This window comes from Spiroplasma endosymbiont of Clivina fossor, from assembly GCF_964031115.1.
Classification (GTDB): Bacteria; Bacillota_I; Bacilli_A; order Mycoplasmatales; family Nriv7; genus Nriv7.
Map to the genome: position 1 here is coordinate 1,757,487 of NZ_OZ035006.1, position 14,909 is coordinate 1,772,395.

18 protein-coding genes and 1 pseudogene are annotated in these 14,909 nt (G+C 27.9%); 3 read left to right on the forward strand and 16 right to left on the reverse strand.

All coding sequences use genetic code 4. From position 1 onward, the window contains the following. Window positions 1-187 precede the first annotated feature (187 nt). The 15 genes from AAHM82_RS10710 to AAHM82_RS10780 all read right to left on the reverse strand — a co-directional run bounded on the left by AAHM82_RS10710 (window position 188) and on the right by AAHM82_RS10780 (window position 11,386). Complete coding sequence (locus tag AAHM82_RS10710) at window positions 188-658, reverse strand: hypothetical protein (RefSeq protein WP_342263920.1); 471 nt, start codon at window positions 656-658, stop codon at window positions 188-190. A gap of 757 nt (window positions 659-1,415) precedes the next feature. Beyond that, window positions 1,416-2,198 carry a hypothetical protein gene (locus tag AAHM82_RS10715; RefSeq protein ID WP_342263921.1) on the reverse strand — a complete coding sequence of 261 codons (783 nt, stop codon included), beginning with the start codon at window positions 2,196-2,198 and terminating at the stop codon, window positions 1,416-1,418. Between the two features lie 73 nt (window positions 2,199-2,271). Continuing rightward, window positions 2,272-3,462, reverse strand: a complete 1,191-nt coding sequence (locus AAHM82_RS10720; RefSeq protein WP_342263922.1) for a hypothetical protein — start codon at window positions 3,460-3,462, stop codon at window positions 2,272-2,274. Next, entirely contained in the window at window positions 3,443-4,705 is a 1,263-nt protein-coding gene (locus AAHM82_RS10725) for a hypothetical protein (RefSeq protein ID WP_342263923.1), read from the reverse strand. The genes AAHM82_RS10720 and AAHM82_RS10725 overlap by 20 nt, the downstream gene beginning before the upstream one ends. Beyond that, entirely contained in the window at window positions 4,705-4,845 is a 141-nt protein-coding gene (locus AAHM82_RS10730) for a hypothetical protein (protein ID WP_342262365.1), read from the reverse strand. The genes AAHM82_RS10725 and AAHM82_RS10730 overlap by 1 nt, the downstream gene beginning before the upstream one ends. Beyond that, on the reverse strand, window positions 4,838-5,110 hold the full coding sequence (locus tag AAHM82_RS10735; protein ID WP_342262364.1) for a hypothetical protein: 273 nt from the start codon (window positions 5,108-5,110) through the stop codon (window positions 4,838-4,840). The genes AAHM82_RS10730 and AAHM82_RS10735 overlap by 8 nt, the downstream gene beginning before the upstream one ends. 18 nt (window positions 5,111-5,128) lie before the next feature. After that, a complete protein-coding gene (locus AAHM82_RS10740) occupies window positions 5,129-6,478 on the reverse strand; it encodes a hypothetical protein (RefSeq protein ID WP_342263924.1) in 1,350 nt (449 codons plus the stop codon). A 3-nt stretch (window positions 6,479-6,481) separates the two neighbouring features. Continuing rightward, the gene (locus AAHM82_RS10745) at window positions 6,482-8,128 is read right to left on the reverse strand and encodes a hypothetical protein (RefSeq protein WP_342263925.1); all 1,647 of its coding nucleotides are present in this window, start codon (window positions 8,126-8,128) and stop codon (window positions 6,482-6,484) included. A gap of 42 nt (window positions 8,129-8,170) precedes the next feature. Next, the gene (locus tag AAHM82_RS10750; RefSeq protein WP_342263926.1) at window positions 8,171-8,800 is read right to left on the reverse strand and encodes a hypothetical protein; all 630 of its coding nucleotides are present in this window, start codon (window positions 8,798-8,800) and stop codon (window positions 8,171-8,173) included. 245 nt (window positions 8,801-9,045) lie between these two features. After that, on the reverse strand, window positions 9,046-9,552 hold the full coding sequence (locus AAHM82_RS10755) for a hypothetical protein (RefSeq protein ID WP_342263927.1): 507 nt from the start codon (window positions 9,550-9,552) through the stop codon (window positions 9,046-9,048). Between the two features lie 83 nt (window positions 9,553-9,635). Then, window positions 9,636-10,001 (reverse strand): hypothetical protein, encoded by a 366-nt coding sequence (locus AAHM82_RS10760; protein ID WP_342263928.1) that lies wholly within the window; start codon window positions 9,999-10,001, stop codon window positions 9,636-9,638. Beyond that, complete coding sequence (locus AAHM82_RS10765) at window positions 9,979-10,422, reverse strand: hypothetical protein (protein ID WP_342263483.1); 444 nt, start codon at window positions 10,420-10,422, stop codon at window positions 9,979-9,981. Before AAHM82_RS10765 ends, AAHM82_RS10760 begins: the two co-directional genes overlap by 23 nt. Window positions 10,423-10,509: 87 nt before the next feature. Continuing rightward, on the reverse strand, window positions 10,510-10,755 hold the full coding sequence (locus AAHM82_RS10770; protein WP_342263335.1) for a hypothetical protein: 246 nt from the start codon (window positions 10,753-10,755) through the stop codon (window positions 10,510-10,512). 3 nt (window positions 10,756-10,758) lie between these two features. Further along, window positions 10,759-10,983, reverse strand: coding sequence for a hypothetical protein (locus AAHM82_RS10775; RefSeq protein WP_342263336.1), 225 nt, complete (start codon window positions 10,981-10,983; stop codon window positions 10,759-10,761). A 25-nt stretch (window positions 10,984-11,008) separates the two neighbouring features. After that, window positions 11,009-11,386, reverse strand: a complete 378-nt coding sequence (locus tag AAHM82_RS10780; RefSeq protein ID WP_342263929.1) for a hypothetical protein — start codon at window positions 11,384-11,386, stop codon at window positions 11,009-11,011. A 119-nt stretch (window positions 11,387-11,505) separates the two neighbouring features. Here AAHM82_RS10780 and AAHM82_RS14695 point away from each other — a divergent pair, with 119 nt between their 5' ends. From AAHM82_RS14695 to AAHM82_RS14705, 3 genes and pseudogenes are all read left to right on the forward strand, one after another. Further along, window positions 11,506-11,946 (forward strand): transposase family protein, encoded by a 441-nt coding sequence (locus tag AAHM82_RS14695; protein WP_342263396.1) that lies wholly within the window; start codon window positions 11,506-11,508, stop codon window positions 11,944-11,946. Further along, on the forward strand, window positions 11,943-12,161 hold the full coding sequence (locus AAHM82_RS14700; protein WP_425289031.1) for a hypothetical protein: 219 nt from the start codon (window positions 11,943-11,945) through the stop codon (window positions 12,159-12,161). The genes AAHM82_RS14695 and AAHM82_RS14700 overlap by 4 nt, the downstream gene beginning before the upstream one ends. 13 nt (window positions 12,162-12,174) lie before the next feature. After that, a pseudogene (locus AAHM82_RS14705) lies at window positions 12,175-12,336 on the forward strand (transposase); the annotation flags it as partial. Between the two features lie 891 nt (window positions 12,337-13,227). Here the strand turns inward: AAHM82_RS14705 and AAHM82_RS10790 are convergent. Next, a complete protein-coding gene (locus AAHM82_RS10790; protein ID WP_342263930.1) occupies window positions 13,228-14,898 on the reverse strand; it encodes a hypothetical protein in 1,671 nt (556 codons plus the stop codon). Between the last annotated feature and the right edge of the window lie 11 nt (window positions 14,899-14,909).

The following is a 14,909-nucleotide window of genomic DNA, read 5'->3' on the forward strand; positions in this document are numbered from 1 at the left end:
ACCATCTGAAATCATTTTATCAATTTGCTTTTCTATTTCTATTAAAAAATCAGGACTATCTAAAAATATTGTACTCCTTTGACGAAAATTAAATTTTTTGCTTTTATATTTACAACAATCCCCTCCTGTACATGTATAAGCGTGCTCATCTGAAAATTTATTATCACTTATTATTATAATTTTATCTTTACCTAATCTTAGAGGTTAAATACCCTAATTCATAAATAACATTTATATTATTATAACTTGTATTTACAATTGCTAAATCTGCTTGATCCATTTCTTCTTCCAGTTGATTATCTTTTAAACCCGAATAAGGTTCTTCATCAATTCTTATTGTTCTTATTCTTTTCTTGTTAAACAAATACTTTTTTATAGAAAAGTAAATTTCATTATTACTTTCAATATATTCCATTGCAAAAAAACATTTTTTATTACTTAATAATGAAATAATTTGTTCAAAAATTTTTTGTATATTTTTATTATTTTTTGAAGTTATTTCCACCTTTCTACCTTTTTTGCCAGAATGCAATTTAATATATGCGTCTTCATGTGGCAAGTAAATTTGTTTTAAATATTCTCCGAAATTCTCTACATTATAATCTTTAAAATGTTCTAGTAAAAAAATATGTTCTATTTCTGTACAAATAATAGTCACATAAATCTCCTTTATTTTATTTAGCAACATTTAAAAAGTTATTATTTTAGAGTACCGACTTTTTGAATCTTTTTTGTTTTTTAACATCTACCGTTAAATCAATTCTAAACTTAAAATAAATGGGCCCTACGGCCACCCTTTTCAGGACATAAGTATTTCAACTTATGAACTCTTTACAGTCATGACTATAAGTTATTTTCATTATAACTTTTTTTATGTTTAAAAGCAAGATTGAGTGAGTCTGGGAGGGTTGACTTTCACAAAATCTGCGTGTATAATCTAGTTGTTTATTAAATTAAAAAAATTACGGAAGTTCTTTCAATAAAGTCAGGGTCCCCAAGGTCCTGCTAAACGCGGACCCCTAACAGGTTGAAAAGCGGTGCCGAGATTTTTTGTAAGCTTAATAAAATTCTAGTATATTGACGCTTCGTTTGTGGAAGCAACCCGACCAGCCTACATTAAATTTCAAAAACAAAACAAAGAGACCCAAAAAAGGTCTCTTTTTAGTCCCGATTAATTAAATTTATTTTTGGAGGAGTTAATTAAATGCAAGAACAAAAAAATAAAGGAAAAATAAAAATATGGGGGGGGGTTATTTGTGATTATAGGAATAGTAATATCAATAATTTTAGGAAGCATTGCACTATATAGAATAGATAATTGATCTACAGTAAATTCAGGAGATGGAAAAATTAGACCAAAAAGTTAAAAGAAGTTAATCTAAACAGATTAACTTCTTTTAACTTTTTTATTATCTTTAAATTTCTATTAATGAATATGAACTAGATTTTTCGTTAAACAAATTAATTTGTTGAATATTTATTAATTCATAAGTTGTTTCTATTTCAAAATCATATTGTCCATTTCCAAAAATAGCACTAATTTCTAAACACTTAAATTTTTCCACTTCATTTTCTAAAATAAACTGACATTTATTAGTAACATCAAATTTATTTATTTCTTTTACTCACTCAAAATTACTTAATAATTCTTCTAAACCGTTACCATATACAATCATAGTTTTATTCAATTTTTGTTCTTTAACTATACAATTAACAAAATTTTTACCATAATTTCCATCCGCTAATTTTATATCTTTTGGCAGTAAACTTGGAATATCATTAGCTTCTAAATTATTAACAAGTGACAGTCAATTAAACTGATTATCACTTAACTTTAATAATTTATTTTGTGAAATATCTTTATTTTTCAATTTTATATTACCAACTTCAAAATTAAAATATTCTGATTTTAACTTTACTTCAACATCCTTAAATTTATATTCCCCATCTTCTAAAATTGGTTCTGAAATTAATTCAAAATAATAAGGTAATAAAACTTTATAATCATCATTTAAACCTGTATTTATTGATAAATCTGAAAAAATATATTCGGACAACATCATGACTATTTGTTTAAATATTTTAACAGAAGGATGATTTACTAATTTAGGATTTTCAAATTTTCAGTCCTCAAATAAGTTTGTAATAACTGTTTCTGGTTTTTGGCCTACAAACTTTTCTTCTTTTATTTTAGCCACAGCATTTTTAGGTTGCCCAACATATGGTTTATCATCTTTTTCAGTATAATATTCTGCATATTTAAAATTGGTTCTATAATATATATGTATAATTTAACATATCTAATAATACTTTTTGTAAGCTATCAATTTTAAAAATTTCTTTAAATTCTAATTCCACTCTATCATAATCTTTAGTTAAATTATATGAGGTAGAATTTAGACAACTGGGTTCAAGCCCACCAATTTCACCAGGTAGAGTGATTGTTTCATTTAAAATAATATTTTCTTTTAATAAATCCACTGGTAGACAACCAAGAGGTACACGCTGATATTTTTGCGTATTTCTAGTAATATGCATTGATGTTACTCTTGCATCAATAAAAACTTTTTTTCTTGATTCTGTTCCGCCACCAACCGTAATCAAATCTAAAGCACTTTTCTCATTAAAAAACAATTTTGCTTTTTCTCATGCTAAAACTTGACTAGACATTCATTGTTGCAATATTCTAACTTTTGGTTCAGTTTCAATCGGCATTGATAGCATTGGTAACATAACCTTGTCATTTTCTATAAATAATCGCGGATAACCCTCCACGCCGTTTACTTCCCCAATTAATTTAATATTTCCAAATAAAGCTTGCCGTGGAAATTTAATAGTAATTGCTTTAACCTTTGTATCTTCGGGCAATTGTTTTTGAATACGGACAATAATGGGATTAGAATCACGAACTTTAAAATCTTGCACCCGTACCAAAACCGTTTCCTTGGTTACCTTAATTGATTTTGGGGCATAGCGTTCGGTGTAAGAATTTATAATATACAATTCATCCAAATTATTTTCGTTTGCCGGTTCACCAATAGAAACGACATGAAGATTAAATTTGCCATATAAACTTTCATCTTGAAAAATTATAGTCTTAGCATCAACCATAGTATACTCCACACTGTTATCTTGAATATTAGTAGCATTGCGAGCATCTAATTCTAAATTAAAGTCACTAACTTCATAAGCAATCGTTTTTTTAACTTCTAAAGGGTCAATAAAGCCAATTTTAACAACATTGGGAGAAAAGTAGTATAAATTAGGTTTATTTGTGTTTTTAATCAGGTTGTTTAAAGGGTAAATATATAATTCGCGTTTTCTTGTTTCGTTATAAATTGTATGTAAGTCAGGGTCTGATTGTTCGGTATAATTTGCAAAGTCCAGTGGAGTATTATCAATTGCATAATCACGATATTTTGTTTCATTTTCTTGACTTGGTTTAGTCTTCCAATCCGCCATTTTCTTGTCCTTTCATATCAATATTATTAATTTCTTTACCAATTGTGGTCGTTACATTCAAATTGACTTTGATTGTCATTTTTTCAAGTTCTTTTGAAATAAAATTGTTACCATTCAAGTCGCGGTCAAATTTAAGTAGTAAGTAAATAAAGTTTGCATGGGCTTCTTCTCGTAATAATAATTTTTGCTCGAGCATATTGTTAGTTTGAATATTAACCGCAGAACTTTCTTGACGAGTTTGTTGAGCCCCTTTATGAATTGCAGGTACATGCATTCCAATCCGTTTATTAATCTCGGTCACATTTCAATCATATAAATAAGTTAATTCTTTTCCTCTAAATTGACCATTAATAGTAGAAAAGGGTATTGGATTTTGTGCTTGATCATAATTCATGACTAAAACATGATTTTTAATAAAATCATCAATAATCTTATTTACATTTTTTTGAACATTACCAACAAGTGAATTTGTATTAATAAGAAATCTTGTGGCGTTTAAAATCGCATCTAGAATGCTTTGTTCATAAAAAATATCTAAAGCTTTCAATTTATCTTCAACACCAGCGATGTCAGCACGCTCACTTGGTAAATTAGAAAAAATTGCAATTGGTATGTAATTAATTTCTAAAACTTGGTTAATATTTAATTTTTCATTATTGCGTTGTTTTTCAAAATCATTAACTTTTATTATTGTTTGTTCTAATTTGGAAGTGCCATTATTGTCAACAATTTTTTTGGTGCTTAGTTCATAAATTTCACGCGTAATTTTTACTTTGCTGTTTTCTAATTGGTAAGTTTCGTACATGCGTAAATTAAGATTATTTTTCTTATAGTCGTCGTAAAAAATTGTACATTGAATTAAATTTCCCAACACATCATATTCTCGTTCTGCTACTCGTATGGGTTGAAAATTCATAATTCCTTGATTTAAAAAAATTAGAAATGCTGAAATACCAATATCGCTAGCTCGTTTCTCATTAATCCAGTTTTTACTTTGAAAATCATTTTTATAAAGTCATGCCATTATTTTTGGTGATAAATCTTGTTGACTAATATTAATTTCCAACTTCTTAGGAGTTAATGCATTAGCCATAGTGTCGGACACATACGATTTATAATAATCTTCATGACCAAAAGGAGCAAAACCATACATTCGCAAAATTGATTTTTCAATTTCGCGTTTTTTAACTACTACATTATCATCTTTATCACTAAATCATTTTTTAGTAAATCGTAATGGCATTATTTACTTTCCAATTCTTCAACTTGTTTTTTTAAAATTTCAATTTTTTCAGAAATTAATTTCCCCAAAGGTACAAGTCCTAGAGTAATAAAGTTTAAAAAGTAAATTAACATTTTCAATCAAAATAATTTTTTAGCCATTATTTTTAGCTCCTCGTTTTGGTTTGTTAATATTAATCTCGTTTTTATTAGCGTTATTATTTTTGATAGCAATAACCATATCAATCTTATTATTTATAATCATTAATTTAGTATCAATTTTATTTAACGCTTCTTTATTTTCTTGCTCCATTTTTTTCGCTTCCTTTTTTGTTTTTAAAGCCGAGATTATTCCCGTAATGCCAGCCGTTCCACCCAAACCGCCAATAATTGCTGTAAAAATACTTGCTACTGTTTCTGAATTCATATGATACTTTCTCCTCTCTTATTTAATTTTAGCCCCTAGGCCCACATAAATATGAGCTATTAAACTAGTATTTTGTGGGCGGGTTTCTAAAATATCAGTTTCATTTTTTTCTGTTTCGGCTGAAAAAAATAAATAAATTTCTTCCGGGACCTCTTTTGGTCAAGCATCCAAAATAAGTGAGGACTGCATAACAATGTCAGAATCTTCCGGCGTGTGGGGCATTGTGCCCACATTTCACCCTGTTGTTGAAAAAAAATAATTTTTTTTTCATTTGAAAACAAAAGAAGAATTGGGTTTGTCTAATTTCGGAGCCACATAAATCGGATGAATGTGGTGACCGACATTGTCATTTTCTGCGTTTAAAGGATTGTCTTTTTTGTGTCGCACAAAATCGCCCTCGCGAAGGCTAGGCGTCACCAATTGACTGCCGTTGGCAAGAATGACGGTGTATGCCTTTTCTGAAAGTGGCAGTCAACCCTCTTCCAATTTTTTTAATTGAGAAAATCAAGCAATCGCTCCAATTAACGATTTTTGGATATTTTGAAAATTTTGAAAAATCAAATTTAGTTGCTTTTGTAATTTGGCAGAAAAATCAGCTGTTGTAGCGTGCGTATAATCGCCCTCTTGAGGATTAGGTTGTAAAGCATTTGGTGGTAAAGTGCCAATTTGTTTAGGGAAAGATACCGTTAAAGTTTCTGTTTCATGTTCATAATCAGAACTTGCATATTCCTCAATAACTAAATTAGTTACAGGCCCTCTAAGATTAGGATTTTGGGGGCATGTGTAATCCTGACAGCGACTTTGAAAAAATTTTAATTGTTTTTTTAATCGTTCATTTTTTTCTTTTTCTAATAACTTATCAACAACAAATTTACTGTAATACAAACCTAAATCAATCATATTAGCATCAACTGTATTTTCATCATTATAAGGAATTAAGAAATTTTTTAATTCTGTAAAATTAGCTAATGCTTTAACTCTTTGTGGAATCATATCTTGAGTATTATTTGCTAGAGTAGAGGCAATATAACTTGTACTAGAAGTATTCAAATTATTTGTTGCATCAACAAAAAATTCAACTGGAACTCTGTTAAACACTCAATGCTCAATCAAAATATAAATCATGTCTATAACGGTTTCTTTAATTTCATCAGGAAAAGTAGTAAATTCTCACTTGTTAAAGATAAAGTCAAGATACATGTTGCAATCATTTTGAGCTCTTAAAGCGAAAGTTTTAAATCAATCATCAAAATTAGCAAAATTTAAATCTTTATATTTAGATGGTATAGCATCTAAGGTTCCAGTAAGTGGTTTGATAGTATGATAGCCATTAATGGTTATATTTGGTCAAAGTTCTTTTGAGAGCATTTTTTATCACTTCCGATTTAGTTTTTTATTGATAGTAGTAATTTTTTTAGTTATTTGTTTTTGGATCATATTTTTAGCATTAATTTTCAAATTAATATTTTTGTTTTTAATAAGTGGTCTAACAATGAGGTTTTTAGCATTTCGTCCAACAATTCCCTTACCCAAAACACTATCAACGGCTCAATTAACATAGTTGTCTTTATTAAAAACTTGATTTAAATTTTCTTTAACTTTAAATAAATTTCCTTCTTTATAACGGTCATAAGTTATTTTTAAAAGCGGAGTTAAAACTCGATATAACTTTATGCTATTGATGTAAAATTCTTGAACATTTGCTGGTAAAAATGGCATTAAAGACAATATGTTACCTTTAGTTTTACCCCAACCAATTGATCAACCACTTTCGTACATATAAAATTTAAAAGGACTAGATGCAGTTATTAATTGTTGTAATTTTAATGGAGTAGTAATTATTGGTCCTATTGGTGGATATTCAGGATTTTGGTAGTAAATTGTAATCGCAATATCTGTTAGTATTCCTGTTGGTTTAACTTTGACTGCAAAAAAGACATCAGATATTAATGGTAATAAAGTACCATCGGTAATTATTTTCTTTTGCACTCTTGAAATAATGTTCTTAAAATTTGTATATTCTTGAATTTTGGTTTTAGTCTTTAATTCTATCTCTTTAATGGTTTCTCTTACAGGCTCAAACACTTTATTTAAACCTTTTTGAATTTGATATGTTGGTGATAATTTTTTCAATTTTTTTGATTTTTCCATAATTTTATTAAATCTTTTAAGAAATTGAGAACGAAAAACATTTTCTGCTCGTAAAGTATTTAGTGATAATAATGTACCTTGACGAATTCCTGATTTTTGCATTTGGGTAATTAAATTAAATCATTTTTCTGTTGGCATTTTTGAAATTTCATTAATGTTTGTTCCGTAACGATTTAAAAATTGATTACCTCATTTTTCTTTAAATATCCTTGTTTCAGTTATAAGATTAGGATTAATTTTTCTTAGTAATGTTTCCATTTCCAAAAGTTGACCTAATGTTGTTACATTTGCACTTTTATAATTCTTAACAAATTGTTTTCGTGCCAAAAATCCTAAATGATTAAGCATAGTTTCTTTAGTTGGTTTTTTAGTATAGTCAAATCAAGTTTTATATTTGTCAAGAATAATTTTTTTATTATGAACTTGTGAAATAACCTGCTCTAAATTATTAGCCGTTGTTATTCCTAAATGATTAATAATTTTATTTTCTTTCGCTAGATTAAAAAACTTTGTTGTTTTATAAGCTCTTGATATCTTACTAATTTCACCAATAGCTGGCGTTAAATTAAGTAAAGTGCTTATTGTATTACTTTGTTCTTTATAAATATCATAGACTTGATTAATTGTAAAATCAGTTACAACACGCACACTTGAAGCAATTAATTGGGATGTTAAATTTGATAATCCAGCACTTAGAGAAAATTTTAGCGACAGACCAGCAGTAAATTTTGCTAATAAAATACCAATGACTTGCACACCTACAAATTTTAATAATTCCAGTAAAAAATCATTTTCTTGTTTTTGGGGCAACCGCGTAGTTTTAATAACTCTCAACTGCAAAGCAGTTATATTAGTTCCAATGGGCATAATCTTAAAAAAGCTACCTATATCTATAGCCTAATTTCCTTTTTAATGACCACCTTGGCCTTGTACTGCATCCTTGTCTGGTGTTGATTTGTGATAATGAACCATTTTGGCTACAGCAACTTTACCAGTAAAAAATTCTCGTTCAGCAATATAAACTTGTCCCATATATTTTTCGTCTGTATACATACCTACATCCATAGGCAAATCAATACCTGTAAATGTCGCATATGCCAAAGTATTAACTCATATCATATTAACATTCTCGGGTAAGCGAGATTTAGGCACTTCAATAGTTATACAACCATTAACAACACCGACAACTCCGTTAACCATACCTAGCACGCCATCAGGAGAAGAGGTTACCAATTTCGCATAAGTAGCTTCGGTCACTACATCAGCCGTCGCAAGCAAGAAGCCACTTGTCCACTCATTTTCAGAATTGACAACAGCAATTCGCATTTTTGCCATTTCTTCAAGAATTGTGTTTTTAGTAATCGGTTTTGCGGTTGCAATTGCTGTACCACCAGCCACTAATTGTTCAGCATCGTATTTGTCATAAATTTCAGCCATTTGTTGGCGAAGACGAATAATCTTACTTTCAATGAATTTGGGACCTACTGCTTTACTCTCTAAACGCCCTATGCGTTCTTGAATATCATTTACCTTGTTCAAGGTAGCTTCTATTTTTTTTCTCGTTGCATAGTTAGATTTGGAACCAGTATTAGGGTCTCATGTTTTATTAATAACTCCGTCCGTTGCAAGTGGAATAACTACTTTCTCACCATATTCAAATTCGGTAAAAGCTATTTCATTTGCAAAAAGTTGGTGAATCAAACTTCCTGTTCGTGGAAATTCGGGTCTTCATTTGCTTGAAACCAATGTTCTTAATTGGTCAACATTAATAAAAAACGCCATTATTATTTATCTTCCTTTCTTTTAAACATTAACTCTTGAGGGGTTAAAGCATCTGATGAAAAAATTATTTCTTCTGAGTTAGAAGGGTTATTATTTTTATCATCAGCCTTATTTGGAACGCCTCCTGTGTCTAATGTGTGTTTAATTTTTGGCATCGTGACCACAAAATTATTAATATCATTTTTAATTACTTCAATATCATTTTCAAAATTAATTGAGTTTTTCACAAAATTAATAAATTGATTATCAATATTAGCATCTTGAATTAATTTATTAATTTCTTGTTCTTTTTTAAAAGTTAAATATTCTTTTTCTTTGTCGGCAAGTTTTTTTAGTGCATCCGTTTCTCTTTGTAACAGATTTTTTGCTTTTTCCTGAAAATTAGCAGTATAGTCATTTTGCTCAGTGAAGCCACGATATAAATTTTTCACCTTAAAAGTTCCATCAGCATTTTTTTCGGGTTGTCCGTCTTCACCAATAAAGACGATTTTTTTATCTCTAATTTTCATTTGGTGTGTACTCCTTTTTCAAATAAAAAACTCATTTGATATTCTAATTATCTAATGAGTTTTTCTAATTATTGAGTTTTTAGCTATTTATTTTTTCTTTTTTTTCCAATTTTTTTAAATTTTTCAACCTCAATGCTAAAAAATGTTTTGTGGGTGGTCTTATTTGGATAATAACGATTGTGTAATTTTCCCTCAATTAAAATAATATCGTGTTCTTTTAATTTTAAGAATTCTTTTTGCAACTTTTCTTCATAAATAGAGAGCGTTGTGTAATTAAGACCCGCTCAACTAACTTGAACATTAACAACTTTAACAACAACACTACTAATAGCTATTTTTTGCTTAAATTCTGTGATTTTGGGAATATCTTTTAAAATAACTGTCAAATTTACAAAATTAACATAGTCAATTACTTCATTTTCTTTTTTAGTTTTTAGTGCTTTTAACATTTTGTTTTACCTCATTACCCAAAAAGTATTGAATATGCTTTCACGCATCGTGCTCGTGTTTGGTAAGTTTTAAGTTTCCTTTGTAAAAAAATCCTTTCTTTTTAGAAGGCTCTTGTCTAAGAAAGTGCCAATGATATTTAAACCTTAAAAGACTGCTTATTGCTCCAATAAGTTCTGAGGTTGCTAAAGGATTGGTAATCGTTCTACCTTTAGTTAAGAAAAAATTTTCAATAATAAACAATGGCTTAAAATTTTCTATTCTTTTAAAATTATCAAATAATTTTTTAATTTTAAAAATTGCTTGTTCAACGCTTTCAGAAATTATTGTTTCGTTAAATTCAATGCATGAATTTTCAAAATTCCAAAGAACAATACCAGTAGAACCGATTCCTGCGGGGTCAATACCAATTATATAATTCATAAACTAAATACTTACCTTATGACAACTACATTTTTTCGTTGAGTAATCGGAAGCGGTGAACCACGCCTCAATAAAGATTTAGACATATTATATTTTTCTTCTTATGTGTTGTCAGCAAAGAAAATGAGTACATTTTTCTTGTGGCACACAGCAATTTTGATAATCATAAGTTTTTTTAGTTTTTCGCTTACAATAATTTTCTATTCTTTTAAACTCACATTGCAATGATTTTTCTTTTAATTGACAATTAATTGCTTTTAACGCTGTAATTATTTCTTTATAAGAATATTTTTGGCGTAACGCTTTAAGTCAATAAAAATGTTTGTTTTCCATTAATTAATCTTCCTCAATTATTTCTTTATAAATAATTCATTTCCGCGGACGAATGGCTTTTTTCTTGTAATAAATTACAGTTTCTAATGAGTGTACTTTTCGTTTAAAATTAGGATCATTACGCGAAAGTCCATAATAGCGTTCTACAATTTCACCAACACTATCATAAACACCGACTAACTCATTGGTTTCGCAAGAATATATAACATAACAATATTTTTTAGCCATTTCGTACTTGTTCAAGATTTAATAACTAATTTAAATCAGTTTCTTTTAGTCATTTGGGAATAATATAATTAAAATTAATATCTTTATCAGCTTCAGATTTTTTAATATTTTCTAAAAATTTTTGTCGATTTTTAATTTTAACTTCTTCATACAAATTAATAATTTCTTGCCCCTTAATGGTTGTAATTTTCTGTGCACCGTTGGCATCATACTTAATAACTTCATAATTATTTTCTGGAAAAATACCGATCACCATCTGATTTGCATATTTAATTGATGGGTATACTAGTTTTCTAGGAACTCAAGAACCACCACCGCTATTGGGAATTGATAGTAAAATCGCATTTGTTGTTTCAGCAACAATATATTTTTTATTCAAAAATAAATTTTTTAAGTTAGTCATTATTTATTAACTCCTCATATCAATAATTTTTTGGTTTTTGTAAAAAGATAATAGACTTCTTGCAAAATTAATTTAAAATATAATTGAATTGTTGTTTTTAATAAAAAGGTGGAATTTAAATGAAATTTAAAAAAAATAATCAAATAAGTGATAAAAATTTTTTAAGATTAACTGGTATTAAACATACTACTTTTAATAAAATGCTAGAAATTTTAAAAATAGAAGAATTAAAAAAGAGATTTCGTCGCGGAAGAACCAATAAATTATCATTAGAAAATCGTATTTTAATGACTTTAGAATATTGAAGAGAATATAGAACTTATTTTCATATTGCAAAAAGTTATGATATTAGTGAAAGTAGTTGTTATAGAAATATCAAATGAATTGAAGACACTTTAATAAAACACCCTAATTTTCAACAACTTACTGGTCAAAAATCACTATTAAAAGATTATTTCAAAGATAAGACTGTTATAATTGATGTAACTGAAAGCCAAATCCAACGCCCAAAAAAAGACAAAAACAGCACTACTCAGGAAAAAAGAAAAAACACACAATAAAAACACAAGTTATAATTGAAAAAGATAGTAAAAAAATTATTAGTTCTGATTTTTCTTATGGTAAAAACCATGACTTTAAAATTTTAAAAGATTCAAAAATTAAATTTTTACCAGAAACAACTGTTTTAGTGGATTTAGGTTATCAAGGCATACAAAAAATTAATCATAATGTTTTAATTCCTAAAAGAAAATCAAAGAAAAACCCTTTAATATAAAGAAGAAAAGCAAAATAATGAGCGAATTTCAAAAATGAGAATTGTTATTGAAAATGTTTTTGCTATACTTAAAAAATTTAAAATTATTAGTGAAAAATATCGAAATCGTAGAAAAAGATTTGCTTTAAGATTTAATTTAATAGCTTCAATTTATAATTTACAACTATTAGTTTAAATATATTTGATAATTTAAAATTTCAGTCTTTTTTTATTGTAAATAATAATTTTTATTATGTTTTAATGACAAAATATTTGTAAAAATAATCTAAAAATTATTTTAATAACACTTTTATATTTATTTTAAATTTAAAAATTATAATTATCATATTAATTTTGCAAGAAGTCTAATATATATCCTTCCTTATATGCAATTTCCTAGTTAGCTACCATAGTTAACTATCTAAGAAATCTATGTTATTTCTCTTATGTTTAACTAAGTTATGTTAGCTAACTAGGTGCGAGAAATGCTCGAAATTACCAAAAAGCATTTTTTGGCACACCTAAAAAGTGTTTTCATATTTACAACACAACTTTTTAAATAGAATTTAGTTTTTGTTCGAACAAGTTAATAAATTAATAAAGTTAGTTTAATTTTATTAATTAAAATACCTACCTCCTTTAAAAAATTATTGTTAAGAGGAACATTCTTACTGGTCTAAAATGTCTGTGTTACCTTACATCATTTTTCTGAGTTGTATTTGTAGATTTATATTTAGAAACATTAAAATAAGCGGTAATATATTAATAATTGTGAATTAAGTTTAAGGAGGGAAATTAAAATGAAAAGAAAAACAATTAGTTACAGTGATGAAATGATTAAAAGTGGTGTAGAGTTAAATAAGAAAGATAAGTTTATGAAAGCAATTTCTAAATTATTGGTTAAAAATTAAAATAATTGAATATGTTTACGCGGGGTTGGATTTTTAATTTGGTTTTGCCAATGGGTAGTAAAGATAATAATTTAAAATATGGTATTATATACATGGAAGACCTAGGACAAGTTGATTACATGAAGGAATCTAACTGCGGTGTAAACTCAGAACCTCTTGGGCTAAAAAGGCTATCGTTAACGATAGCCTTTTTGTTTGCCTCTTATATAAACTCTATTTGGATATAATGCATAAAAGTCTGCATCATAAGGATCGAGATACATTTTTGGGTCAGGAACATTAGTGCGTTTTTCATCATATCGTAATTCTTCGTAGCATTTGGCAGTAAAAGGATTATTCTGTAAATTTATATGACAATTACCAAATCCAAACAAATTACGCATTCAAATAACGCGGTCTGTTAAACCGGCTTCTTTGGTTAATGGAGTTGTGTGCTTAATGGCTGTGCTGGTACGAATGTTAAAACTATAATCTTCGATTAATTTTGTTTTAATTCATTCCATAGCTGTTTTTGCTTTATCATCATAATTAAAAATAACATGATCAAAATTATAAAAATTTGCTCTTAAAGTCATGATTTCTTCTATAAAATAACTAATTTTTTCATTTTCAGAAAAATTATCTTCGGGGGTTACAACAATTTCACATATTAAATATGGATCGTAAAGTTCAGTTTTTTTATATTCTTGAAATCCCCAAAATTTTAGCACAGTATGATCGATTGGCCCAGTTGCTCAATCAACCCCGATACTATAAAAATCAAATTTATACATATCAATAGTGGCAACATAAAAATCTTTTAAATCGTATTTTTGTGTATATTTTAAATGTTTTCGAAACGGAAAGATAGTATTATCACTGTCTGAGTACTCAAAACCATATTTTACAATAGCATATTCATCGGGGTTATCTTTTTTAAGTTGGTTTACTTTTTTTCTTGAAATTTCTGGCAATTTATTTCAAGTGGAGTCTAATGTTAGTCTTAAAACAAAAATTCCTAAACCCTCAAATTCTTTTTCATTTTCGTATCAGACTTTACCAGTTTCTTTTAATAAATTCATTATCTTGTCGTTTAATGGTAAAAATGGCGTACAGTATTTTTCATAAAATGGGTGATATTTATCATAGGGGTTGCAAGTGAACGCGACAAAAAAACTTTTTCATAAGTAGCGCGTTTCTTGTTGTCCTGTCATTTTATCAACAAAGGTTCAAGAAAGTTCTTTTATGGGTTTGTCAGAAATTTTAATCCGATTGCTACGAAACATTGACATTTGTAAACGCTCATATCTATAAATTAGTTGTTTATCAGTCAAAGTTTCTTTTTCTTCTGCCATAATTATTTCGTCAGTTCGTGAACACAAAAAACTAGAACCTTTTACAGCTGTTCCAAAAATTCTATTACCGTTGGCATAACCAATAAAAGTTATTCGTTGATTGGAAGGAAAAATTATTTCTCCGCCCTCTTTATTCAATTTTCAAACTATCCCAGTCACCTTAGAGTGCTCAGGTCCAATTTGAATGCCATATTTTTCTTCTAAATATTGACATACATTATGTAAATCAGCAATTGTTGTTTCAGAATGTGTATTTTCATAGCGTCGTACTTCTTGAGCGGATGTATCTGTAAAGTTACAACAAATTCATAAATCCCAAGCTAAACAGTTTCAAGTTTTAAAGGTCATTCTAGCGGTAGGTACAAATCGATAAAAACACCTCGTTGTAAAATATTCTGCTCAATCATCGCCAACTAGTTCCTTAAAGATTTCTCAAGTAAAACCAAAGTTATTGTCACTAAAATTTAAGTCATATTTTTTATTTAATTGTGAGTAATTAGTTATTTTTTTCATTATACTAATTA